Source organism: Aeromicrobium sp. CnD17-E (assembly GCF_024124745.1).
GTDB lineage: Bacteria > Actinomycetota > Actinomycetes > Propionibacteriales > Nocardioidaceae > Aeromicrobium.
On record NZ_JAMXRU010000056.1, the window covers coordinates 1 to 21,457 of the forward strand.

Genomic DNA, 21,457 nt, shown 5'->3' on the forward strand with positions numbered 1-21,457 from the left:
ACCTCGGCCGCTGGGCGGTCGCGGGCACCCCACCGCCCCGCAGCGCCCAGGTCTGACCCACCCCCTCCCTCCCCCACCCCCGCTGAGTGTGACGTTTGCGGGGCGGATCCCGACGATTTGCCCCGCATAACCTGCGTGCGCTGGGGCTCGACGGGGAGGTGGTGTGCGCCGACGCGGCCGACGTCGTGCCGACCGCGGAGGAGGTGGTGTTCCTCGACCCCGCCCGTCGCGACGACCGGGGGCGGGTGTTCGACCCGGAGGCGATGAGCCCGCCGTGGTCGGTGGTCGAGGAGCACCTGTCCGGCCGCGCCGTGGTGAAGACGCTGCCGGGGATCCCGCACGCGCTCGTCCCCGACGGCGTGGAGGCGCAGTGGGTCAGCGACGGGGGCGACCTGGTCGAGGCGTGCCTGTGGGGCGCGGGGCTCGACCTGGCCGACCGCGCGCCGCGACGCGCGTCGGCGCTGCCGGGTCCTCACGTGCTGAGCGGCGACGGCGCACCCGGTGACGTCGGCGAGCTCGGCGGGTGGCTGCACGAGCCCGACGACGCGGTGATCCGCTCCGGCCTGGTCGGGGCGCTGGCGGAGCAGGTCGACGGGCAGCTCGTCGACCCGCGGATCGCCTGGGTGACGACCGACGTCGACGTGCGGCACCCACTGGCCCGCTCCTTCCGCGTCGTGGCGGAGCTGCCGTTCCGCGAGAAGCAGCTGAAGGCAGCCCTCGTCGCGCGCGACGTCGGCACCCTGACGGTGAAGAAGCGCGGCGTCGACGTCGTGCCCGAGGTGCTCGTCCGCCGCCTGCGTCTGAAGGGGTCTCAGCGCGCCACGGTCGTGCTGACACGGGTCGACGACAAGGCCGTCGCCCTCCTCGTCGACCCCCTCCCCCGCTGACCGCCGCTCGCTCAGACCCGCGCGACCCCGCCGCGCCGGCCCGTTTGCGTGGGGCCCCACGCAAACCAGCTCGCCCCCACGCAAACATGCGCCTGATCCGCACGTTTGCGTGGGGCCCCACGCAAACGTGCTCACGGGGCGGGGGTGGGAGAGGCAGGCCTAGGGTGGGGGCGTGCGCATCGACCTGAACGCCGACGTCGCCGAGTCGCCGGACGACCCCGCCCTGCTCGACGTGGTCACGAGCGCGAACGTGTGCTGCGGGGCCTACGCGGGCAGTGAGGAGCTCATGCTCGACGCGTGCGAGCGCGCCGCCGAGCGAGGGGTCGTCGTGGGCGCCCAGGTCGGCTACCCCGACCGCGAGGGGTTCGGCCGACGACCGCAGGAGCCGACCGACGGCGAGCTCGTCGCGACCCTGCGCGAGCAGCTCGACCTGCTCGCCGAGGTCGCCGACGCCGTGGGGGCGCGCGTCGCCTACGTCAAGCCGCACGGCGCGCTCTACAACACCGTCGTGCACGACGAGCGGCAGGCGGCGGCGGTCGTCGACGCGGTGGCGCCGTACGGCCTCCCGCTGCTCGGACTGCCCGGCGCCGCGAGCCTGCGCCTGGCCGCCGCCGACGGTCTGCAGGTCGTCACCGAGGGCTTCGCCGACCGCGCCTACACCCCCGACGGGCTCCTGGTCCCGCGCTCCGAGCCGGGCGCCGTGCTCACCGACGTCGCCGCGGTCGCGGACCAGGCGCTGCGCCTCGCCCCGCAGGTCGACTCGCTCTGCGTGCACGGCGACTCCCCCGGCGCCCTCGACCTCGCCCGTGCCGTGCGTACCGCGCTGGTCGACGCCGGTCACGAGGTCGTCCCCTTCGCATGAGCACGCCGGGGCGACGGTGGCGACATGACGGTGCTGACATGACGGGCCTGGCATGAGGGCGCTGGCGTGCGGGGAGGACGCGGTCCTGCTCGACTGCGCCGACCTCGACGACGCCCGACGACGCCACGCGGCGCTCGCCGGCCACCGCGACGTGACCGAGGCGGTGCTCGGCGCGCGCACCGTGCTGCTCCGCGGCCACCCCGCGACCCTGCGCACGCTCGCCAGGAGCACCCCGCCGTCGGACGACGTCGCACCACCCGACGCCCGCGAGCACGTCGTGCCCGTCTGCTACGACGGCCCCGACCTCGCCGACGTCGCACAGCACACCGGTCTCGACGAGGACGCCGTGGTGGCCGCGCACACCGGTACGCCGTGGACGGTCGCGTTCGGCGGGTTCGCCCCCGGCTTCGCCTACCTGGTGGGCGGCGACCCTCGCCTCGTCGTCCCGCGTCGCGCGACTCCGCGCCCCAGCGTCCCGGCGGGCGCCGTCGGTCTCGCCGGGGAGTTCAGCGGCATCTACCCCCGCGCGTCCCCCGGCGGCTGGCAGCTGCTCGGCACCACCGACGTGGCCCTCTTCGACCTCGACCGCACGCCCGCCGCCCTTCTCGCGCCGGGCGACACCGTGCGCTTCACCGTCGCTGACCGTGACGTTCCGGCCCCCGACGACACCGATCCGGGGCCACATCGTCACGGTCAGCGGGGTGGGGAGGCGTCGTGAGCCTGACGGTGGTGTCGGCGGGCCCCCTCACGCTGGTCCAGGACGACGGCCGACCCGGCCTGGCGAGCCAGGGCGTGGGACCTTCCGGCGCCTTCGACCGACGCGCGACGCACCAGGCGCGGGCGGTCGTCGGCGACGCCGGGCGTGGCACCGCCGTCCTCGAGGCACTCGGGGGCGGGCTCGTCCTGCGCGCCGACGCCGACCACACGCTCTGCGTCACCGGCGCGGTCGGCCCGCTGCACGTCGACACCACGCCCGTCGACCACGGCCGACCACTACGGCTGCGCGCCGGCCAGCTCCTGCACGTCGGCGACCCGGTGGTCGGCCTGCGCACCTACGTCGCGGTCGCGGGCGGCCTCGACGTCCCCCCGACGCTGGGCTCGCGCAGTAGCGACGTGCTCGCCCGGCTGGGCCCGGACCCTCTCGCCGACGGCGACGTCCTCGACGTGGGCACGCCGCGACCCCTGCCCGACACCCTGCCCGTCCCAGCCCTGCTCACACCGGGCACCACGACGGTCGACGTCGTGCTCGGCCCCCGCGACGACTGGTTCACCCGCGCCTCGCTGGCCGGGCTCCTGGGCACGGCCTGGACCGTGTCAGCGCGCTCGGACCGCATCGGCGTCCGTCTCGACGGCCTGCCGCTGGAGCGCGCCGTCGACGGCGAGCTGGCGAGCGAGCCCGTCGTGCGCGGCAGCGTGCAGGTGACGTCGGCCGGGCTGCCCGTGGTGCTCGGCCCCGACCACCCGGTCACCGGCGGCTACCCCGTCGTGGGCGTCGTCACCGCCGACGGCGTGGACCGCCTGGCGCAGGTGCGACCCGGCGAGACGGTGCGGTTCCGGCGCGCCCCTGGGCCGTGAGCGGTCCCTGCGGCACCATCGGAGCATGAGGCCCACCCACCGCCCCGTCGAGGACGGGGTCGCGACCGACCTGGCCGGCGAGTCGACGTACGGCTCCTACCTGCGGCTCGACCTGCTGCTCGCGGCGCAGCAGCCGGTGACCGACCACCACGACGAGATGTTGTTCGTCGTCCAGCACCAGGTGACCGAGCTGTGGCTCAAGCAGCTGGTGCACGAGCTGCGCTCGGCGATCGCGCTGGTCGACGCCGACCAGCTCGCCCCGGCACTGAAGCGGCTCGCGCGCGTGAAGGCGGTGCAGCGGCAGATGTTCGAGCAGTGGGGCGTGCTCGAGACGCTGACCCCCGTCGAGTACCTGCAGTTCCGCGACGCCCTCGGGCGGGCGTCGGGGTTCCAGTCGGCGCAGTACCGGACCGTCGAGTTCCTGCTGGGCAACAAGAACCCGGCGATGGTGAAGGTCTTCGACCACGAGCCCGTCACGCGCGACCAGCTCGCGGCCGACCTCGCCGCCCCGAGTCTCTACGACACCGTCCTGGCCTACCTCTCGCGCCACGGGCACGCGGTGCCGCGCGAGGTGCTGGACCGCGACCTCACGCAGCCGTACGTGCCGCACGCGGACGTCGTGGAGGTCTTCCGCCGCGTGTACGCCGACCCCGAGACGCACTGGGAGGTCTACGAGACCTGCGAGGAGCTGGTCGACGTCGAGGAGGGGTTCCACCTCTGGCGCTTCCGCCACCTCAAGACGGTGCAGCGCATCATCGGCCACAAGCGCGGCACCGGCGGCTCGAGCGGCACCACGTTCCTGCAGCGCGCCCTGGAGCTCACGTTCTTCCCGGAGCTCCAGGACGTCCGCACCGCGCTCTGACCGGCACCCCCGGCGGGGGTGCCGGGCCGCGGGCGGCAGACGACCCGGCGGGGGTGCCGGGCCGTGGGCGGCGAAGAGCTCAGCGCCGCAGCACCTTGCGGGCGGCCGCGTTGGCCGCGAACTGGCCGAGCTGCACCAGGACGATGACGACGGCGATCGCCGTCCACGTGACCCACGGGTCGAACTGACGGTAGCCGTAGGTGAGCGCGAAGTTGCCCAGCCCGCCGCCGCCCACGGTGCCGACGACGGCCGTCATGTCGACGACCGCGACGAAGGCGAAGGCGTAGCCGAGGATGAGCGGTCCGAACGCCTCGGGCAGCAGGACGGTGAACACCACGCGCGTGCGGCTCGCACCCATCGCCCGGGCGGCCTCGAGCACACCGGGCGGCACGCTGACGAGGTTCTGCTCGACGATGCGGCCGATGCCGAACGCGGCGCCGAAGACGACGGCGATGATCGCCATCGTGTTGCCGATGCCCGTGCCGACCACGGCGCGCGCGATGGGCTGCAGGCCCACCGCGAGCAGGATGAACGGGATCGGTCGGAAGGTGTTGACGACGACGTTGAGCAGCACGTTGACCACGCGGTTCGGTGCGATCCCGCCGGCGCGGGTGACGTACAGGGTCGTGCCGATGACGAGCCCGAGCAGCCCGCCGATCGTCAGGCCTCCCGCGACGAGGTAGAGGGTCTCCCACAGGGCGGTGAGCAGCTCGGAGCGGAGCTCCAGGACGCGGTCCATCACGCCACCTCCCGCGTCTCGACGAGCGCGGACACCGCGCCCACCGCCTCGTCGACGCGTGCCGGGTCGCCGCGCAGCTCGAGCGTGAGGTGGCCGAAGGCGCGGCCGCGCACCTGCTCGACGCCGCCGTGGACGAGCTCGAACTCGACGTCGCGCCGCACGAGCTCGGCGAACACCGCGCTCTGGCTGACGCTCTCGTCGCGGAAGGACACTGTCACGAGGCGGCCGTCGTGGCGTCGACGGATGGCCTCGACGGTGCGTTCGTCGGGCACGTCCTCGACGAGGGTGCGCACGAACCGCTGCGTGGCCGGGTGCTGCGGCCGTGAGAAGACGCCGAACGCGTCGCCCTCCTCGACCACGTGACCGGCCTCCATCACGACCACCCGGTCGGCGATGGATCGCACGACGTCCATCTCGTGGGTGATGACGAGGATGGTGACGCCGAGGTCGGCGTTGACCCGCCGCAGCAGGTTGAGCACGTCGACCGTCGTCTCGGGGTCGAGCGCGCTGGTGGCCTCGTCGGCGAGCAGGATCGCGGGCCGGGTGGCGAGCGCACGCGCGATGCCCACGCGCTGCTTCTGCCCGCCCGACAGCTGCTCGACGTGGGTGTGCGCCTTGTCGGCGAGCCCGACGAACGTCAGCAGCTCGACGATCCGCTCGTGCCGCTCCGCGCGCGGCACCCCGGCGACGACGAGCGGGTACTCGACGTTGCCGTACACGGTGCGCGACGTGAACAGGTTGAACTGCTGGAAGATCATGCCGATCCCGCGGCGCACCTGCTGCAGCCTCCGCTCGGACAGCCCGACGATCTCGGTGCCATCGACGCGGATGGAGCCGGACGTGGCGGGCTCGAGCGCGTTGACGAGGCGCACGAGCGTCGACTTCCCGGCGCCGGAGTAGCCGACGATGCCGACGATCTCGCCGGCCTCGACGGACAGGTCGACCTCGCGCACCGCGTGCACGGGCTCGGCACCCTTGCGGGCCGGCGGGTACGTCTTCGTGACGTCCCGGATCTCGATGAGAGCCATCATTCCTCCTGCACGACGACGGGCCCCGCGACGTCGCGTCGCGGGACCCGTGCGTGGCTCACTTCTGGTCGGCGGTCTGCTGCTCGGTCTTCTTCAGCGCGGCGACGAGCTCGTCGACGGGGGTCTTCAGCAGCACGGCCGTGTCGCCGGAGACCTCCTGCACGCCGTCGGTCACGGCCTTCGTGTCCTGGTAGACCTCGACGAGCTTCTCGACCGACGGGTCGTCGGCCTCGTCGGCACGGGCGGCGAAGATGTTGACGTAGGGCAGGGCGTTCGGGTCCGACGGGTCGTCCTGCGCGATCGCGTCGGAGAACTTCAGGCCGGCCTTCTCGACGAAGTCGTTGTTGACGATGGCGGCGGCGACGTCGTCGAGCGACGTGGCGGTCACGTTGGCGTCCAGGGCCGTCACCTTCACGCGCGAGGCGCTGGTGTCGACGTCGGCGACGTCGGAGAAGATCGTGCCGCCGTCCTTGAGCGTGATGAGTCCGGCCGACTGCAGCACGAGCAGGCCACGGGCCTGGTTGCTGGCGTCGTTCGGCACGGCCACGGTCGCGTCGTCGGGGATGTCGGCCACGTCGGTGTACTTCTTGGAGTACAGGCCGAGCGGGTAGATGGCCGTGGCGCCGACCGGCACGAGGTCCTGGTCGTTCGAGACGTTGTAGTCGGCGAGGTAGACGATGTGCTGGAACTGGTTGAGGTCCAGGTCGCCCTCGGCGACGGCGGGGTTCGGCTGGGCGTAGTCGGTGAAGTCGACGATGTCGACGTCGAGACCGGCCTTCTTGGCGGCCTTCTCGTACTCGGCCCAGTAGGGGTCGCTGGCGCCGACGACGCCGATGCGCCAGGTCTTGGAGTCGCCGGCGGACTCGTCGGCACCGCCACGGGTGGCGAGGAAGATGACGACGGCGGCGACGACGACGGCGAGCGCGACGATGATCGCGACAAGACGGCCGCGACGCTTCGGGGCCTCGATGACGGGGGTGGGCTCGGACACGACGAGCTCCTTCCTGCGGGATGACCGCACGGGGTGGGGGACGTGCCGCCGGGGTGGGGCGACCCGTGCACGCTACGGCGGGGCGCTGCACCGTCCGGACGGGTGACCAGCATGCGAGAAGGGTGCTGGGCCGGCTCCGGCGGTTGGTAGGAGCCGGCTCAGGGACGGTCGTCGTAGCTCCAGGCCACGTCGTCGCGCACCACCCGTGCGGGCGTTCCCGCGACGACGCTGTGGGCGGGCACCTTCTGTCCCCGGACCACGGCGCGCATGCCCACCACGGCACCGTCGCCGACGTCGGCGTGGCCCGTGACGACGGCGTCCTTGCAGAGCCACACGTGGCGGCCGAGACGCACGTGCGCGCCGAAGGGGTTGAGCCGCTCCCCCGTCGTCCGGTCCTCGAGCCGGTGCATGTCGTCGGTGGCCACGTACACGTCGGCCGCCCACAGCTGCTCGGGCAGGGCCACGACGCTGCCGCCGTTGCGCGCGTCCACGACCGCGCAGCGGGTGGCGACGAGGGGCCCGTGCAGGACGATGCTCGACCCGCCACCGCAGAACAGCTCGCCCGCCGTCAGCTCGCAGCCGGCGTCGACGAACACGGTGGCACCGTCGCCGCCGACGAGGAGCGACGCGATGCTGCGCAGCGCCGACCCGACGGCCACGACCACGTCGCGCACGGGGAACAGGGTCAGCTGCTCGAGGACCTTCGGCGGCAGGAGGGCACCCTCGGCGAGGTAGAGCGCGTTGTCGCAGTCGCGCCACCACGTCGGGACGCCGTCGTCCACCCGGGTCCAGGTCTGCGCGTCGACGGCGTCGACGTCGGCCCCGGCGGCGCGCAGACGCTCGCGGTGCTCGGGGGCCAGACCCGCGTTCGGTTCCACCCGAGCATCCTGCCAGGGCACGGGCAGTCACGGTCCGGGGCGGTCACGGTCCGGGGCGGTCACGGCGCCGGGCGCTCCACCCGCGCGACGAGCTCCTGCGGCGCCTGCACGCAGTACGACTCGAGCAGCAGCTCGTGCAGCTCGTCGAGGTCGGGGTCGTGCACGCCGTCGTCGAGCACCAGGCCGACGACGTCGCCGCTGCGCCCGACGCGGAAGTACGGCGGGCCGAGGTGCTCGAAGGCGGCCACCTCGTCCATCGGGGCACGGAACGTGACCCGGAGCAGGCCGTCCTCGCCCCCGAAGAGGTGCGCGACGTTGGCGCCCCGCACGGCCCAGCGGACGCCGGTCCAGGCACGCTCGCGCCGCGCCTCGGGCAGCGGGTCGAGCACACGCCCGACACGCTCGAGCCAGACGTCGGGGACGGGTGCACGAGCCACGCCCCTCACCCTGGCACGGACCACCGACGGTCGTGACCGACGACCTGTCCCACGACGCGCGAAGGCCCCGACCGGCGAACCGGTCGGGGCCCTCGTCAGGAGGCGGGAGGACGTCTCAGAAGCCCATGCCGCCCATGTCGCCCATGTCGGGGGCGCCACCACCGGCCGGAGCGGGCTCCGGCTTGTCGGCGACGACGGCCTCCGTCGTGAGGAACAGCGCCGCGATCGAGGCGGCGTTCTGCAGCGCGGAGCGCGTGACCTTGGCGGGGTCGATGATGCCCTCGCCGATGAGGTCGACGTACTCGCCCGTGGCGGCGTTGAGGCCGTGGCCCGGCTCGAGGCCGGCGACCTTCTCCGCCACGACGCCGCCCTCGAGGCCGGCGTTGACGGCGATCTGCTTCAGCGGGGCCGACGCGGCGGTGCGCACGATGTTCGCACCCGTCGCCTCGTCACCCTCGAGCTGCAGCTTCTCGAACACGGCCGCGGTGGCCTGGACGAGCGCCACGCCACCACCGGCGACGATGCCCTCCTCGACGGCCGCCTTGGCGTTGCGCACGGCGTCCTCGATGCGGTGCTTGCGCTCCTTGAGCTCGACCTCGGTGGCCGCGCCGACCTTGATGACGGCCACGCCGCCGGCCAGCTTGGCGAGGCGCTCCTGCAGCTTCTCGCGGTCGTAGTCGGAGTCGCTGTTCTCGATCTCCGCGCGGATCTGGTTGACCCGGCCGGCGATCTGGTCCTGCGAGCCGCCGCCCTCGACGATGGTCGTCTCGTCCTTGGTCGTGACGACCTTGCGCGCGGTGCCGAGCAGCGAGATGTCGGCGTTCTCGAGCTTGAGGCCGACCTCCTCGCTGATGACCTCGCCGCCCGTGAGGATGGCGATGTCGGCCAGCATGGCCTTGCGGCGGTCACCGAAGCCGGGGGCCTTGATGGCGACGGACTTGAAGGTGCCGCGCATCTTGTTGACGATCAGGGTGGCCAGCGCCTCGCCCTCGACGTCCTCGGCGATGATCGCGAGCGGCTTGCCCGACTGCATGACCTTCTCGAGCACGGGGACGAAGTCCTTGACCGAGCTGATCTTGCTGTTGACGATGAGGATGTAGGGGTCCTCGAGGACCGTCTCCATGCGCTCGGGATCGGTGACGAAGTAGCCCGACAGGTGACCCTTGTCGAAGCGCATGCCCTCGGTGAGCTCGAGGTCGAGGCCGAACGTGTTCGACTCCTCGACCGTGATGACGCCCTCCTTGCCGACCTTGTCCATGGCCTCGGCGATGATCTCGCCGACCGTGGTGTCGGCGGCCGAGATGGACGCGGTGGAGGCGATCTGCTCCTTGGTCTCGACGTCCTTGGCCATGCCGAGCAGCTGGCTGCTGATGGCCTCGACGGCGGTCTCGATGCCCTTCTTCAGGCCCATCGGGTTGGCGCCGGCGGCCACGTTGCGCAGACCCTCGCGCACGAGCGCCTGGGCCAGGACGGTGGCCGTCGTGGTGCCGTCGCCGGCGACGTCGTCGGTCTTCTTGGCGACCTCCTTGACGAGCTCGGCGCCGATCTTCTCGTAGGGGTCCTCGAGCTCGATCTCCTTGGCGATGGACACACCGTCGTTGGTGATCGTGGGGGCGCCCCACTTCTTCTCCAGCACGACGTTGCGGCCCTTGGGGCCGAGCGTCACCTTGACGGCGTCGGCAAGCTGGTTCATGCCGCGCTCGAGGCCGCGGCGGGCCTCCTCGTTGAACGCAATGGACTTGGCCATGTGGAACTCTCCGGTTCGACGTGGTTCGGGAGTGACCGGTCGGTGCCCGCGACGGACGAGCCAGGACGCGCGGCGATCCCTTCCCGCCGCCGTCCCGACCCTCACCGGGCCGGTCGGATGTCTAGCACTCTCACTATAGGAGTGCTAACCCAGGACTGGCAATCGGGTGGGGAGAGTGCCAGTTGGGACGTGGCGGTTTACCACGGGACCGTGGGAAACGTTGTCCTCCCAAGGCAAAGATCCCTGGGGAGGATGCGGTTTACCACGGGACCGTGGTAAACCGCGGCGCAGACCTAGGCGTCGTCGTCGCCGATGACGAGGCGGGGGAGGCGGTCACGCCAGGGGCGGCGGGGGTGCGGGGCCGGCTCCTCGGCGGGCGGCGGCTCCCCGACGTCGGACTCCTCGGCCGCCTCGGCCCGGCGGTCCTGGCGGGCGATCCAGAGGATGGTCAGGACGATGCCGACCACGGGGATGAACGCGGGGATGGCCAGGACGGCCACGGGGTGCGCCGACAGCTCCCCGACCGCTAAGGCACCCGTTCCCATCGCGCCAGTCTACGAGCGGTGGGCGGAGGGCGGGGTCAGACCGAGAGCAGCAGGTAGATGCCGGTGAAGGTGTAGCCGACCATGAGCACGAGCATCGCGAGCTGGCCGGTGAGCCGGTGCGCTCGCGGCAGCACCTCCAGGGCCTTGTCGTGCGCCGCGACCACCGCCACCACGTGCCCGGCCACGACGAACCCCACCTTGTAGACCGCGAGGAGGTCGGGGTGCTCGGACAGCACGTACGACACCGTGAGCCCGTCGCCCGTGCCGAGCAGCTGCAGCAGGCCGATCACCACGCCCTGACCGCGCTCGACCAGGTAGGTCAGATAGTGCGCGAAGACGTAGCCCACGACGATCGGCACCAGCGAGTGCGCCATCAGCCCCGGCAGCGCACGACGCTGCGCCGACGTCACGCCGCCCGTCGCGACCGAGGCGGCCACGAAGGCCACCGCCACCACCACGCAGAACAGCAGCAGCACGAGCGACGTGGTGAGCGTGGAGTGCGCGGCCGACTGCCAGGCCTCGGACGCAGAGAAGCTGTCGAAGGCCGTCGACCCGAGCAGCACGGACACCGCCGCGACGATCCCCGGCGCCACCGGCAGCAGCGGGAGCGAGCGCAGCGGGTTGTGCGGCTCGAAGCGCCGCCCGCGCACCAGCGGCGCGAGCCGTGCCACCACCGCGCTGTAGACGTCGAACGGGTCGGCACGGTCGAACCAGCGCGGCCCGAACGCGACGCCACCCGCCACCGTCACGACGACGTAGACCGCCACCCAGGTGCGCACCGCGTCGACGGAGCCGGCGTCAGGGGAGGCCAGCTCGAGCCACACGAACGCGAACAGCCCAGCGGCCGCGGGCCAGTAGCCCCACGCCGGGCGGTAGACCGCGAACCCGTCGGGACGACCGGTGAGCCGACCCACCAGCCACTGGACCGACCGCCACGGCGACAGGTCCTTCCACACGTGCCCCGCCAGCAGCGCGAGCGGCACCAACCCCACCCACACCAGGACGTAGAACGCCCCGATGCCCGGGTTCGACGCATCGTCGGGGCCCAGGAAGAGCGCACCCAGGAACCACGCGGCCAGCAGCGCACCGAGCACGGCCAGCCACGGTCGACGAGCGGGCTCCGCCTGCCCGGCACCCCCGCCGGGCTGCTTCGCCGCCGTCGGCTGCAGCCGCGGCTCCTTCCAGGCGAACGCGAGCACGGCGAAGGAGATCGTCAGGGCCCAGCTCGCGCCGACGACGGCGTACAGGAACGGCACGGGCAGGTCGGTCGAGCCGCCCACGCCGTGCTGCGGCAGCAGGTCGAGCACGGTCAGGGCCGGACGACGAGCTGGACGATGGTCGCGTGGGTCTCGTGCGACTCCACCGCCACCTGGCCTGGACGTTCGAGGGTGAAGGTGCGCGACACCGTGTCACCCGGCTGCACGTCGATGCTCACCTCCGGGTCGGAGTGCACGTGCACCTCGTCGGCCACCTCGGCCGTCACGGTCAGCGTGACCGGCTCGCCGACCTTCACCTCCACCCGCTTGCCGCGCGGCTGGGGACCGTCGGCGGTGAGCCGCACCTCGACCGTCACCCCCTCGGAGTCCGGCGTCGCGCTCGTCGAGGGCGTGCCGGACGACGTCGCCGCCGCGCTCGCCGACGGGGTGGACGACGCCGACGCGTCGGGGGCGTCCTCCCCCGCGCCGCAGCCGGCGAGCAGCAGGGCACCGAGCAGGCACCCGGCCCACGTGGTCCTCATCGATCTCTCCTGTCGTCCTCGGTCTCGTCGGGGGCGTCGTCGTCGGGGCGGAACGCACGCTCGATCAGCTCACGCTCCTCGGCCTCGTCGCGACGGTCCTTCCGGGCGATGTGGAGCACGACCGCCACGACCACGATGGCCGGCACGAAGGCCGGGATCGCGACGAGGGCCGCGTGGTGCGCCCACAGCACCTCCCCGGGGGTCACGCCCGGCCGGCCCCGCTGCCCTCGTCGACACCGTCGCCGCCGCCGGGTCCGGACTCGAGCTCCTCGCGGCGCCGCCGCCCCTCGCGGGCGATCGCGCCGGAGACCCGGGCCACGGCCACGCTGATGCCCGCCAGGATGGCCAGGCTGCAGACGAGGACGACGAGGTTCGCGGCGCCCCAGAGCCAGGGCGACGTGTCGAGCTCGCGCTCGCGCTGCAGGATCGTGATCTCGGGGACGAAGTCGCGCGTCATCTCCGCCTCGGCCGGAACCTCCTCCGCTCCCAGCGCCTCGTCGGCGGGCAGGAAGATGGGGGCCGCGGTGAGCATGCGTCCGTCCTGGACGCGCAGGAGCGTCTTCCAGCTGCCACCGATCGGGACCGGGCTCGTGGTCTCCCACGAGTCGGGCCCGGTGCGTCGCAGCTGCTGCGTGACCACGCCCGCGCCGCCACCCTGCCAGGCGGTGATCTGCACCCAGGTCGGGTGCGCGTCGACGAGACCCTCGGTGGTGGTGGCCTGCACCATGACCTCGGGCTCGTCCTCCGTGCCGACCTGCTGCACCGTGAACCGCACCTGCGCGTCCTCCGGGACCGTGGCGTTCAGCCCGTTGGCGACGGCCAGCGACGTCACGAGGATCGACCCGACCACGATCGAGCGGCCGACCCAGCGGTTGACGGGGAGCCGACCGTCGAGACCCACCGCGAACAGCGCACCGCACAGTCCCGCCCCGACGGCGACCGGGACGACCGTGAGCAGGCTCTCCAGCCAGATGTCCTGGGGCCACGGGAACTGGAAGACGGCGTCGTTCCAGAACTTCTCGATCACGGACCCGACGGTGCCGATGAGGAGGCCGCCGACCGCGCCGAAGACGAGCGGCCGCTCCTTGAGCCTGCTGAGCGCCAGCAGCTCGATGAGCAGGGCGCTGCCCAGGTAGAGCGGGAACACGTGGTTCGCCTGGCCGAACACGTCGCCGACGATGAAGGAGACCACCCCGCGCACGATGACGAAGAAGAACGCGGCGAACAGGGCCGCACCGGGGCCGGCGTACAGACGGGCGGCGACCAGCGTGAGCGCGGCCGCCGCGGCGATCATGAGCGGCGCGAACACCATGCGGAACTGCGCGATGCCGAAGTCGAACTCGGCCTGGAACACCGAGAGGCCGATGAGCAGGCCGCCGAACGCCATCGAGAGGGTCAGCTTGTGCAGCGTGCGGGCGCTGTGGTTGTCGGCCGAGCGCTTCCACTCCTCGGAGAACTCCGCCTCGCGGTGCAGCAGGATGATGCCGGCCGTCGACAGGCCGGCGCCGCCGATGAGCATGAGGTGGGTGGGACCCCAGAGGGTGACGTCCTGGCCGAACAGCCGGTGCCAGACGTCGTCGAGCGGGAAGCCGATGAGGGCGTAGAAGCCGCAGGCCGCGATGAAGATGCCGGCCACCGGTGCGTACCAGCGGCGGGTGATCCGCACCGACGCAATGCCCGGCCTCTGGCCGTCGCGCGGGAACACGACCGCGCTCATGCCGGCGACGAAGAGGGCGAACAGCCCGTAGAGGATCAGGTAGTGCGCGGGGTTCGCGAGCGGCCCCTCGTCGCGACCTCGCCCGGCGTGCAGGCTGACGTCCCAGAGGAAGCCGAGGAGGGCCACGACGAGCGAGCTCGCCACGAACAGGGCCGGGATCGACGCCCAGCCGGGCTCGCCGGTGCGGGCGTGGAGTGCGTCGCCGAGACGCTGGAACCACTCGATGCGGTGGGTGCGGTGGGCCCAGGCGACGTAGACGAGGACCGCGGTGACGACGGCGGCGCCGACGCTGAGGCCGAGCACCTGGTCGAGGGCGGCCCCGCCGACCGAGGAGGGCTCGGCGGCGCGGAGGGATGCGGGGAACATTCCGGGAGTATGTCAGCGGCCATGTGACACCGCAAGTGTCGGATACAGCCGCCCGCGAGCGTCCCGGCGGCGCGCCCGCAGGGTCACGCCGACGTCGTCCGGATCAGTGTCCGACGACCTCGTGCGCCTCGCGGCCCTTCGGTCCGTCGACGACCTCGAGCTCGACCGCCTGGCCGTCGTCGAGCGTCTTGTACCCGTCGGACTTGATGCGCGACCAGTGGACGAACACGTCGCCCTGGCCCTCCACCTCGATGAAGCCGTAGCCCTTCGCGGCGTTGAACCACTTGACGGTGCCCTGCACCATGACGCACTCCCACCTGACGGCGATCGACCACCGGACCGGCCCGGTCCGGCACCGAGCCTATACGCGTCGGACGAACGGCAGAAGGGTGCGGTTCACCCGCCGGACATCCCCCGGCGTCCCAGGGTTCGGACCCCCGTGTCCCCGGGGAGACCCGGACTCCACCCCGGGAGGCGTCGCGCGAGCGGGTCGGGCGTGCTTGGCTGGACGCAGAGCACCCGTCATGAGAAGAGGACCCATGAGCGCGTACCCCGGCTGGCCCGACGACCAGGAGAGCCACGGCACCCCGTCCGGCGGCAGCGCCGCGACCCCCGACACGACCGAGCGCAACGTCGGCGTCGTCGTCCACGCCATCCCCGCCGCCGCACTGGTGGTGAGCGCCGGGACGCTGGGCTTCGTCGCCTCGCTCGTCATCTACCTCATGTACAAGGACAAGGGCGAGTTCGCGCGACGTCAGGCCGCCAACTCCCTGAACATCCAGATCACGACGCTGATCTACCTCGTGATCTCGGCCCTGCTGATGCTGGTCCTGATCGGCTTCGTCCTGTACCCGCTGGTGATCGTCGTCGCGGTCGTGCTGCACGTCCTCGGCGCCGTCCGCTCCAGCAACGGCGTCTGGTGGAACCCGCCGCTGACGCCGCGGTTCGTGAAGTAGGTCGGTCGCGGGGCGCCCTCGGGGTCAGCCGCCCGCGACGGCGGGGATGATGCTGACCTGGCTGCCGTCCTTCACCGGCGTGTCCAGGCCCTGCGCGAACCGGACGTCCTCCTCGGCGACGTAGACGTTGACGAAGCGACGCAGCTTGCCGTCCTCGTCGACGATGCGCGCCTTGATGCCGGGGTGGTTGGACTCGAGGGAGTCGAGCACCTCGGTCAGCGTGGCGCCCTCGGCCGAGACCGAGGAGGAGTCGCCGGTGTAGCTGCGCAGGATGGTGGGGATGCGGACGGACACGGACACAGTGGGTCTCCTGGAGTCGGTGGGCTGGGCGGACGGGGCTCAGGCGAGGCCGGAGGCCACGAAGGCGTCGTAGGTGGGGGCGATGGTCGCGGCCGGTCCGACCGAGCCCGACACCGCGTCGAGGGTCTTCAGGCCGTGACCGGTGTTGATGAAGACGGTCTCGAGGTCGGGGTCGAGCGCGCCCGTGGCGACGAGCTTCTTGAGCGTGGCGAGCGTGGTGCCGCCGGCCGTCTCGGTGAAGATGCCCTCGGTGCGGGCGAGCAGCACGATGGCCTCGCGGATCTCGTCGTCACTGACCTGCTCGACGGCGCCGCCGGTCGAGCGCGTCACGTCGAGGACAAAGATGCCGTCGGCGGGGTTGCCGATGGCCAGCGACTTGGCGATGGTGTCGGGCTTGACCGGACGGATCGCGTCGTGGCCCTCGGCGAACGCCGTGGCCACCGGGTTGCAGCCCTCGGCCTGGGCGCCGAAGACCTTGTAGGGCTTGTCCTCGACGAGGCCGAGCGCGATCAGCTCCTGGAACGCCTTGTGCACCTTGGTCAGCTGCGAGCCCGACGCCACGGGGATGACGATCTGGTCGGGCAGGCGCCAGCCCAGCTGCTCGGCGATCTCGTAGCCGAGCGTCTTGGAGCCCTCGGCGTAGAACGGACGCACGTTGACGTTGACGAACGCCCAGCCGTCCTCCTCACCGGCGATCTCGCTGGCGAGCTTGTTGACGTCGTCGTAGTTGCCCTCGACGGCGACGAGGTTGTCGGTGAAGACGGCCGAGTTGACCTGCTTCGGCGTCTCGAGGTTGCTCGGGATGAACACCACCGTGCGGATGCCCGCGCGGGCGCCCGCCGCAGCGACGGCGTTGGCCAGGTTGCCGGTCGAGGGGCACGCGAAGACCTTGGCGCCGAGCTCGGTGGCGGCGCTCAGCGCACAGGCCACGACGCGGTCCTTGAAGGAGTTGGTGGGGTTCGTGCTGTCGTCCTTGACCCACAGGCGCGCGATGCCGAGCTCGTCGGCGAGGTTGCGGGCCTCGAGCAGGCGCGTGAACCCGGGCTCGGTGTTGGGGCTGGACTCGATGTCCTCGGGGACGGGCAGGAGGGCCTTGTAGCGCCAGATGTTGCGCGGGCCGGCCTCGATCTGGTCGCGGGTGACCGTGCCGAAGTCGTAGGCGACCTCGAGCGGGCCGAAGCAGTCGTGGCAGGCGTAGTGCGGGCCGAGCTCGCGCGTCGCGCCGCACTCGCGACAGACGAGGCCCGTCGCCGGGCCGAAGGCGCCGTCTCGGAGCGAGCCGCGGACGTCCACCTCGGCGTCGTCGGGAGAGCCGGACGTGCCTGCGGCGGTGGGGGTGGGGGCGGTGATGCTCACGAGAACCTCCTGGTCATCTTTCCCGACCACGGTGGTCGGGACGGAATGAGCACCTGGCTCCCGCGTCCGGGCGGACGTGCGGAGCTGGTTGCTGGGGCGTCGTCGGGCCGTGTCCCTGAACCCCTCTGGATGAGCGAGAACAGCCTAGGCAGGCGTCTCACCATGTGTCCACTCGGTCCGGATGACGAGATCGCGCGTCCGCGGGTCGAGCATCGGAGGGCCGTCGTCCACAGCCCGAGCGTGGCACGACCCGCCACCGAGCGCGCGTCCACAGCAGCTGGCTCCGCGGCCCGCGGACCGCCCCGAGCGGTCATGTCCTGAGCGACGCCGGACCGACCGGCGTCGTCGACCAGGAGGTCAACCGTGCCCGTTCCCCCCGTCCCCGCCCTGCTCGCCGCCCTCGCGGCCCCCGTGCTGCTCGGCCCCGCGCTGTCGGGAGCCCCGTCAGGCGCCAGCGACCCCTGGCCCAGCAGCACGATCGTCGCCGTGGAGGGCGACGCCCGGCACGGGTTCTCGGTCACCCGGCTCGACGGCGGCGTCGAGCACCCGCCGACCCTGTCGGAGGCGACGGCGGAGTGCGAGGAGCACGACGACCCGACGGACGTCGCGGTGTGCGTGGCCCGGGTCGAGACGCGCTACGCCGGCCTGGACGACCTCCGGCTGAGCCTGGGATGGGCGCAGCGGGACGTCGACCGGTAGCGCGACGACGGGGGCTGGGCCGTCAGCCGGTCCGGCCCTCGTCGTCGCGGTTGTCGACCACGGCGTCGAGCAGCGGCCCGAAGGCGCAGATGGTCAGCGCCTCGATCGCGGGCGACTCGTCGAGGTGCTCCGGCGCGCCGATCGCGAGCATGACGTTCAGCAGCATCCCCTGGGCGATGAACTCACGAGCCTGGTCCGTCGTGCAGCCCGTGCGCATCACGACGTCGTGGATCTCGCCCATCCGGCGGCGTGCCAGCTGCCCGACGGCCGGCTCCGCGGAGGCCATGAAGCCGTGCATCATCACCTGCATGACGGGTCGGTCGGCCAGGACGAGCCGGGCGTAGGCGTCGCCGAGCGGCCCGAGACCGTCGTCGTCGTCCACGTGCACCTCGCCGGACTCCACCACCTCGACGAACGTGTCGCGCACCCGTCGCGTCGCGCGGTCGACGACCTCGAGGAAGAGCTCGAGCTTGGTGCCGAAGATCCGGACGACGTAGGGCTGGGAGACGCCGGCCTCCTTCGCGACGGCGTCGGTGCTGGTGGCGGCGTAGCCCGACCGGCCGAAGGCACGCGTCGCGGCCTCGAGCACCCGTTCGCGCCGTTCCTCCGCGGACAGTCGCGACGTCGGTGCGGGGCTCATGGTTGACAGGTTATCACCTGATTACTTACGCTCCCGATAAGTAATCATTCGATGCATACAACCGGCGGCCCCCGCCGCCGCACCTCCAGGAGACGCCGATGTCCACCACGCTCACCCCACCGGCGGTCGACGCACCGACCGCCGTCCCACGATCGCGGCGAGCCCTCGCGCTCGCCCTCGTCGCGGCGTCGCTGCCGATGTTCATGGCCACGCTCGACAACCTCGTCATGACCAGCGCGCTGCCCGTCGTGCAGGCCGACCTCGGCGCCACCGACACACAGCTGTCGTGGTTCATGAACGCCTACACGCTCCCCTTCGCGACCTTCATGCTGGCGCTGGCGACGTTCGGCGACCGCGTCGGCCGACGTCGCGTGATGATCGGCGGCATCGGCGTGTTCACCCTCGGCTCGGTCGCCGCAGCGCTGAGCGGCTCCGCCGAGGCGCTCGTCGCGGCCCGCGCGCTGCAGGGGATCGGGGCGGCGGCCATCGTGCCGCTGTCGCTGACCCTGCTCGCCGCGGCGGTGCCCCCGAGCGCCCGCGCTGCCGCGATCGGCGTCTGGAGCGGCGTGGCCGGGCTCGGCGTGGCCGTCGGGCCGGTCGTCGGCGGCGCCGTGGTGGAGGGACTCAGCTGGCAGGCCATCTTCTGGATCAACGTGCCGGTGGCCGTCGTCGCGGTGCCGCTGCTGCTCGCCGCGACACCGGAGTCGCGCAGCGCCCTCCCTGGGCGTCTCGACGTGGTCGGCACCCTGCTGCTCGGTGGTGCCGTCCTGGCCGGCGTGTGGGGCATCGTGCACGGCAACGACGACGGGTGGTCGTCGGCCGGCGTCCTCGGACCGTTGGTCGCCGCAGGGCTGATGCTGGCGGCGTACGTGGGCTGGGCCCGCCGGCTCGATCGCGCCGGCCGCCTCGACGCCGACGCCGTCCTGCCGGTCCGGCTGTTCCGTCGCCGCGCGTTCGGCGCCGCGAACGTCGTCGGTCTCCTGTTCAGCCTGGGCATGTTCGGCAGCGTGTTCCTGCTGTCGCAGTACCTGCAGGTCGTGCAGGGCTACTCGCCCCTCGAGGCCGGCGTGCGCACGCTGCCCTGGACCGCGGCCCCGATGGTGGTCGCACCGCTGGCCGGCGCGCTCGTCCCGCGCCTCGGCGCCCGCGCCCTGCTCGTCGCCGGCCTCGCGCTGCAGACCGGGTCGCTGCTGTGGTTCGCCGCCGTCGTGGAGCAGTGGGACGGCTACGGCGGCCTGGTCGCCCCACTCGTCCTGGCCGGCATCGGCATGGGTCTGACGTTCGCGCCGATGTCGACCGCCGTGCTCGACGGACTGCCCGGCGACGACCTCGCCGTGGCCAGCTCGGCCAACAACACGATCCGCGAGTTCGGCGTCGCGCTGGGCATCGCCGTCATCGTGGCCGTGTTCCAGGGCTTCGGTGGCACGATCTCGCCGGACGGGTACGCCGGTGCGGTCGGGCCGGCCCTCGTCGCCGCCGCTGCCGCAGTGGCCGTCGCCCTCGCGGCCGCGTTCCTGGTGCCGGCCCGCGCCGGACGCAGCGCCACGGTCGACTGAGGCCGACCGTCAGGGGCTGGGCGGTCAGGGGCTGGGCGGTCAGGGGCTGGGCGGTCAGGGGCTGGGCGACCGTCGACGGCGGGACCACCGCGTGCGCGCGGGTCGGTACCCGCCGTCGACGAGCCCGGCCGTCCGCTCGAACGGGTTCCACGACGCGGTGTCACCGGTGGCGACCCACGAGACCGCGGCGGCGAGCAGGTACAGCGGCAGGAGCACCGGCCCGAGCAGCCAGGCGTACTGGGTGACGTGCCGGTCCTCGTGACGCACCAGCGCCGGCCGCGCCCGCAGCCAGGCGACGTCGCGCGGCGTGAGCACGACCGACCCGACGGTCGTCGCGTCGACACCGGCGCGCCGCCATCGCCACCCGGTGGCGACCAGGACGCCGCGCCCGATCGGGTGCACGCTCGCCCCGCCGGCTCGTGCCGCCAGCAGCCCGACCGGCGTGCTGAGGTTCACCCAGTTCACGACCGTGCGCAGCCGCGTCCAGCGGGTGTGCGTCCCATGCCCCACCCACGGGCCGTCGCCGGCGCCGCGGTTGCTCACGCGTCGAGCGCGTCCGCCCACGCGGTCAGCCACGCCGCCACCGCGTCGGGGCCGTCGAGCACGACGTCGGACCGACCGACGAGCGCGTCCTGCTCCCCCGACGCCGACGCGACGAGCACCCCAGCGCCACCCTCGGCGCGCAGCTGGTCGACGGCGTCGTAGGCGGGCAGGTCGCCGAGGTCGTCACCGGCGTAGACCACGCGCCGCAGGCCCGTCTCCGCGAGCAGGCCGCGCAGCGCCACGCCCTTGTCGGTCGCGTGCCCGCGCAGCTCGAGCACCTGACGACCCGGCTCGACCTCGAGGTCGAGCTCGTCGGCCAGGGCCCGCAGCGGGGCGTCGAGCGCGTGGATGAGTCCGGCGTCGATGCCGCGCGTGTGGACGGCGACGGCGAGGCCCTTGTCCTCGACACGCACGTGCGCGGCGTCGTGCGCGGCGAGCCAGCCGGGCAGCACCTCCGCGAGCCGGGCCACCGACGCCGGGCGGTCGGGCCGCAGGTGCGTGCCGGTGGCCGCGTCCCACCACTCGGCGCCGTACTGCCCGCACACCACCAGGTGCTCGAGGCCGCGCATGCCGGAGAAGCCGCTCAGCGCGAGCGCCTGGTCGACCGGGCGACCGGTGATGATCGCGACCTGGCCCAGCACGTGGCCCAGCCGGGCGACCGCCGACACCGCGTCGGGGTGCGCGAACGCCTGCGTGGGGTCGTCGACGACGTGCGCGAGCGTGCCGTCGAAGTCGAGCCCGAGGAGGATGCGCTCGGGCTCGACGAGCAGGGAGGCCGGGACGTCGGACGTCGTCAGGGGATCTGCCGCAGGCACCCCAGCATCATGACACTCCGACGGGGCCGCACGGGGCCTGACCTGGGGTCAGGTGACGGGCGCCACGACGATGAGCGTGAGGCGTTGCTGGTTGATGCCGGCGGGCGCCGGCGCCACCGCCGAGACGCCGAGGTCGGCGGCGAGCTGGCGCGCCTCGGCCTCGCGGCCGGCCGGGTAGTAGACGGTGCTGGCCGGCACGTAGCCGCGCCAGTTGCCGACG

At 72.9% G+C, this 21,457-nt stretch carries 25 protein-coding genes and 1 riboswitch; of the genes, 8 read left to right on the top strand and 17 right to left on the bottom strand.

The window, feature by feature from the left end:
- Window positions 1–161: 161 nt before the first annotated feature.
- The 5 genes from NH339_RS11400 to NH339_RS11420 all read left to right on the top strand — a co-directional run bounded on the left by NH339_RS11400 (window position 162) and on the right by NH339_RS11420 (window position 4,186).
- Window positions 162–887, top strand: a complete 726-nt coding sequence (locus NH339_RS11400; protein ID WP_253025380.1) for a hypothetical protein — start codon at window positions 162–164, stop codon at window positions 885–887.
- A gap of 172 nt (window positions 888–1,059) precedes the next feature.
- Window positions 1,060–1,749, top strand: coding sequence for a LamB/YcsF family protein (locus tag NH339_RS11405; protein WP_253025382.1), 690 nt, complete (start codon window positions 1,060–1,062; stop codon window positions 1,747–1,749).
- Window positions 1,750–1,801: 52 nt separating this feature from the next.
- The gene (locus NH339_RS11410; RefSeq protein ID WP_253025384.1) at window positions 1,802–2,467 is read left to right on the top strand and encodes an allophanate hydrolase subunit 1; all 666 of its coding nucleotides are present in this window, start codon (window positions 1,802–1,804) and stop codon (window positions 2,465–2,467) included.
- Window positions 2,464–3,324 carry a biotin-dependent carboxyltransferase family protein gene (locus tag NH339_RS11415; RefSeq protein ID WP_253025386.1) on the top strand — a complete coding sequence of 287 codons (861 nt, stop codon included), beginning with the start codon at window positions 2,464–2,466 and terminating at the stop codon, window positions 3,322–3,324. Before NH339_RS11410 ends, NH339_RS11415 begins: the two co-directional genes overlap by 4 nt.
- Window positions 3,325–3,349: 25 nt before the next feature.
- The gene (locus NH339_RS11420) at window positions 3,350–4,186 is read left to right on the top strand and encodes a tryptophan 2,3-dioxygenase (RefSeq protein ID WP_253025388.1); all 837 of its coding nucleotides are present in this window, start codon (window positions 3,350–3,352) and stop codon (window positions 4,184–4,186) included.
- 79 nt (window positions 4,187–4,265) lie between these two features.
- Here the strand turns inward: NH339_RS11420 and NH339_RS11425 are convergent, their stop codons facing one another.
- The 12 genes from NH339_RS11425 to NH339_RS11480 all read right to left on the bottom strand — a co-directional run bounded on the left by NH339_RS11425 (window position 4,266) and on the right by NH339_RS11480 (window position 14,676).
- Window positions 4,266–4,925 (bottom strand): methionine ABC transporter permease, encoded by a 660-nt coding sequence (locus NH339_RS11425; RefSeq protein WP_253025390.1) that lies wholly within the window; start codon window positions 4,923–4,925, stop codon window positions 4,266–4,268.
- Window positions 4,925–5,953, bottom strand: coding sequence for a methionine ABC transporter ATP-binding protein (locus tag NH339_RS11430; RefSeq protein ID WP_253025392.1), 1,029 nt, complete (start codon window positions 5,951–5,953; stop codon window positions 4,925–4,927). Before NH339_RS11430 ends, NH339_RS11425 begins: the two co-directional genes overlap by 1 nt.
- Before the next feature lie 58 nt (window positions 5,954–6,011).
- Window positions 6,012–6,944 carry a MetQ/NlpA family ABC transporter substrate-binding protein gene (locus NH339_RS11435; RefSeq protein WP_253025408.1) on the bottom strand — a complete coding sequence of 311 codons (933 nt, stop codon included), beginning with the start codon at window positions 6,942–6,944 and terminating at the stop codon, window positions 6,012–6,014.
- 158 nt (window positions 6,945–7,102) lie between these two features.
- Window positions 7,103–7,822, bottom strand: a complete 720-nt coding sequence (locus NH339_RS11440) for a hypothetical protein (RefSeq protein ID WP_253025410.1) — start codon at window positions 7,820–7,822, stop codon at window positions 7,103–7,105.
- A 59-nt stretch (window positions 7,823–7,881) separates the two neighbouring features.
- Window positions 7,882–8,259: an MmcQ/YjbR family DNA-binding protein gene (locus tag NH339_RS11445; protein WP_253025412.1), complete on the bottom strand. Its 378-nt coding sequence runs from the start codon at window positions 8,257–8,259 to the stop codon at window positions 7,882–7,884.
- 115 nt (window positions 8,260–8,374) lie between these two features.
- Entirely contained in the window at window positions 8,375–10,006 is a 1,632-nt protein-coding gene (gene groL / locus NH339_RS11450; RefSeq protein ID WP_067854150.1) for a chaperonin GroEL, read from the bottom strand.
- A gap of 293 nt (window positions 10,007–10,299) precedes the next feature.
- Window positions 10,300–10,551, bottom strand: coding sequence for a hypothetical protein (locus NH339_RS11455; protein ID WP_253025414.1), 252 nt, complete (start codon window positions 10,549–10,551; stop codon window positions 10,300–10,302).
- Window positions 10,552–10,586: 35 nt separating this feature from the next.
- On the bottom strand, window positions 10,587–11,858 hold the full coding sequence (locus NH339_RS11460) for a hypothetical protein (protein WP_253025416.1): 1,272 nt from the start codon (window positions 11,856–11,858) through the stop codon (window positions 10,587–10,589).
- Between the two features lie 2 nt (window positions 11,859–11,860).
- Window positions 11,861–12,289, bottom strand: a complete 429-nt coding sequence (locus NH339_RS11465) for a hypothetical protein (protein WP_253025418.1) — start codon at window positions 12,287–12,289, stop codon at window positions 11,861–11,863.
- Window positions 12,286–12,495, bottom strand: coding sequence for a hypothetical protein (locus NH339_RS11470; RefSeq protein WP_253025420.1), 210 nt, complete (start codon window positions 12,493–12,495; stop codon window positions 12,286–12,288). Before NH339_RS11470 ends, NH339_RS11465 begins: the two co-directional genes overlap by 4 nt.
- Complete coding sequence (locus NH339_RS11475) at window positions 12,492–14,372, bottom strand: hypothetical protein (protein ID WP_253025422.1); 1,881 nt, start codon at window positions 14,370–14,372, stop codon at window positions 12,492–12,494. Before NH339_RS11475 ends, NH339_RS11470 begins: the two co-directional genes overlap by 4 nt.
- A 103-nt stretch (window positions 14,373–14,475) precedes the next feature.
- On the bottom strand, window positions 14,476–14,676 hold the full coding sequence (locus NH339_RS11480) for a cold shock domain-containing protein (protein WP_253025424.1): 201 nt from the start codon (window positions 14,674–14,676) through the stop codon (window positions 14,476–14,478).
- Between the two features lie 235 nt (window positions 14,677–14,911).
- On the opposite strand from NH339_RS11480, the gene NH339_RS11485 reads away from it, so the two are divergent.
- Complete coding sequence (locus tag NH339_RS11485) at window positions 14,912–15,328, top strand: DUF4870 domain-containing protein (RefSeq protein WP_253025426.1); 417 nt, start codon at window positions 14,912–14,914, stop codon at window positions 15,326–15,328.
- A 24-nt stretch (window positions 15,329–15,352) separates the two neighbouring features.
- On the opposite strand, the gene NH339_RS11490 is transcribed toward NH339_RS11485, so the two are convergent.
- Window positions 15,353–15,628 carry a ubiquitin-like small modifier protein 1 gene (locus tag NH339_RS11490; protein WP_253025428.1) on the bottom strand — a complete coding sequence of 92 codons (276 nt, stop codon included), beginning with the start codon at window positions 15,626–15,628 and terminating at the stop codon, window positions 15,353–15,355.
- A 39-nt stretch (window positions 15,629–15,667) separates the two neighbouring features.
- Window positions 15,668–16,921 carry a threonine synthase gene (gene thrC / locus NH339_RS11495; protein WP_253025438.1) on the bottom strand — a complete coding sequence of 418 codons (1,254 nt, stop codon included), beginning with the start codon at window positions 16,919–16,921 and terminating at the stop codon, window positions 15,668–15,670.
- A 73-nt stretch (window positions 16,922–16,994) separates the two neighbouring features.
- Window positions 16,995–17,120, bottom strand: a riboswitch (SAM riboswitch).
- Between the two features lie 227 nt (window positions 17,121–17,347).
- On the opposite strand from thrC, the gene NH339_RS11500 reads away from it, so the two are divergent.
- Entirely contained in the window at window positions 17,348–17,683 is a 336-nt protein-coding gene (locus tag NH339_RS11500) for a hypothetical protein (protein WP_253025430.1), read from the top strand.
- 22 nt (window positions 17,684–17,705) lie between these two features.
- On the opposite strand, the gene NH339_RS11505 is transcribed toward NH339_RS11500, so the two are convergent.
- Entirely contained in the window at window positions 17,706–18,323 is a 618-nt protein-coding gene (locus NH339_RS11505) for a TetR/AcrR family transcriptional regulator (RefSeq protein WP_253025432.1), read from the bottom strand.
- A 98-nt stretch (window positions 18,324–18,421) separates the two neighbouring features.
- Here NH339_RS11505 and NH339_RS11510 point away from each other — a divergent pair, with 98 nt between their 5' ends.
- The gene (locus NH339_RS11510) at window positions 18,422–19,879 is read left to right on the top strand and encodes an MFS transporter (RefSeq protein WP_253025434.1); all 1,458 of its coding nucleotides are present in this window, start codon (window positions 18,422–18,424) and stop codon (window positions 19,877–19,879) included.
- A 54-nt stretch (window positions 19,880–19,933) separates the two neighbouring features.
- On the opposite strand, the gene NH339_RS11515 is transcribed toward NH339_RS11510, so the two are convergent.
- Both NH339_RS11515 and otsB read right to left on the bottom strand, forming a co-directional pair.
- Window positions 19,934–20,422: a hypothetical protein gene (locus tag NH339_RS11515; RefSeq protein WP_253025436.1), complete on the bottom strand. Its 489-nt coding sequence runs from the start codon at window positions 20,420–20,422 to the stop codon at window positions 19,934–19,936.
- Entirely contained in the window at window positions 20,419–21,237 is an 819-nt protein-coding gene (otsB, locus tag NH339_RS11520; protein WP_253025437.1) for a trehalose-phosphatase, read from the bottom strand. The genes NH339_RS11515 and otsB overlap by 4 nt, the downstream gene beginning before the upstream one ends.
- Between the last annotated feature and the right edge of the window lie 220 nt (window positions 21,238–21,457).

Excerpts from the sequence above, each read along its gene's own strand:
- NH339_RS11410 (WP_253025384.1), top strand. The coding sequence starts at position 1,802 with ATGAGGGCGCTGGCGTGCGGGGAGGACGCGGTCCTGCTCGACTGCGCC.
- NH339_RS11420 (WP_253025388.1), top strand. The coding sequence starts at position 3,350 with ATGAGGCCCACCCACCGCCCCGTCGAGGACGGGGTCGCGACCGACCTG.
- NH339_RS11425 (WP_253025390.1), bottom strand. The coding sequence starts at position 4,925 with ATGGACCGCGTCCTGGAGCTCCGCTCCGAGCTGCTCACCGCCCTGTGG.
- NH339_RS11430 (WP_253025392.1), bottom strand. The coding sequence starts at position 5,953 with ATGGCTCTCATCGAGATCCGGGACGTCACGAAGACGTACCCGCCGGCC.
- groL (WP_067854150.1), bottom strand. The coding sequence starts at position 10,006 with ATGGCCAAGTCCATTGCGTTCAACGAGGAGGCCCGCCGCGGCCTCGAG.
- NH339_RS11455 (WP_253025414.1), bottom strand. The coding sequence starts at position 10,551 with ATGGGAACGGGTGCCTTAGCGGTCGGGGAGCTGTCGGCGCACCCCGTG.
- NH339_RS11465 (WP_253025418.1), bottom strand. The coding sequence starts at position 12,289 with ATGAGGACCACGTGGGCCGGGTGCCTGCTCGGTGCCCTGCTGCTCGCC.
- NH339_RS11475 (WP_253025422.1), bottom strand. The coding sequence starts at position 14,372 with ATGTTCCCCGCATCCCTCCGCGCCGCCGAGCCCTCCTCGGTCGGCGGG.
- NH339_RS11480 (WP_253025424.1), bottom strand. The coding sequence starts at position 14,676 with ATGGTGCAGGGCACCGTCAAGTGGTTCAACGCCGCGAAGGGCTACGGC.
- NH339_RS11485 (WP_253025426.1), top strand. The coding sequence starts at position 14,912 with ATGAGCGCGTACCCCGGCTGGCCCGACGACCAGGAGAGCCACGGCACC.
- NH339_RS11505 (WP_253025432.1), bottom strand. The coding sequence starts at position 18,323 with ATGAGCCCCGCACCGACGTCGCGACTGTCCGCGGAGGAACGGCGCGAA.
- NH339_RS11510 (WP_253025434.1), top strand. The coding sequence starts at position 18,422 with ATGTCCACCACGCTCACCCCACCGGCGGTCGACGCACCGACCGCCGTC.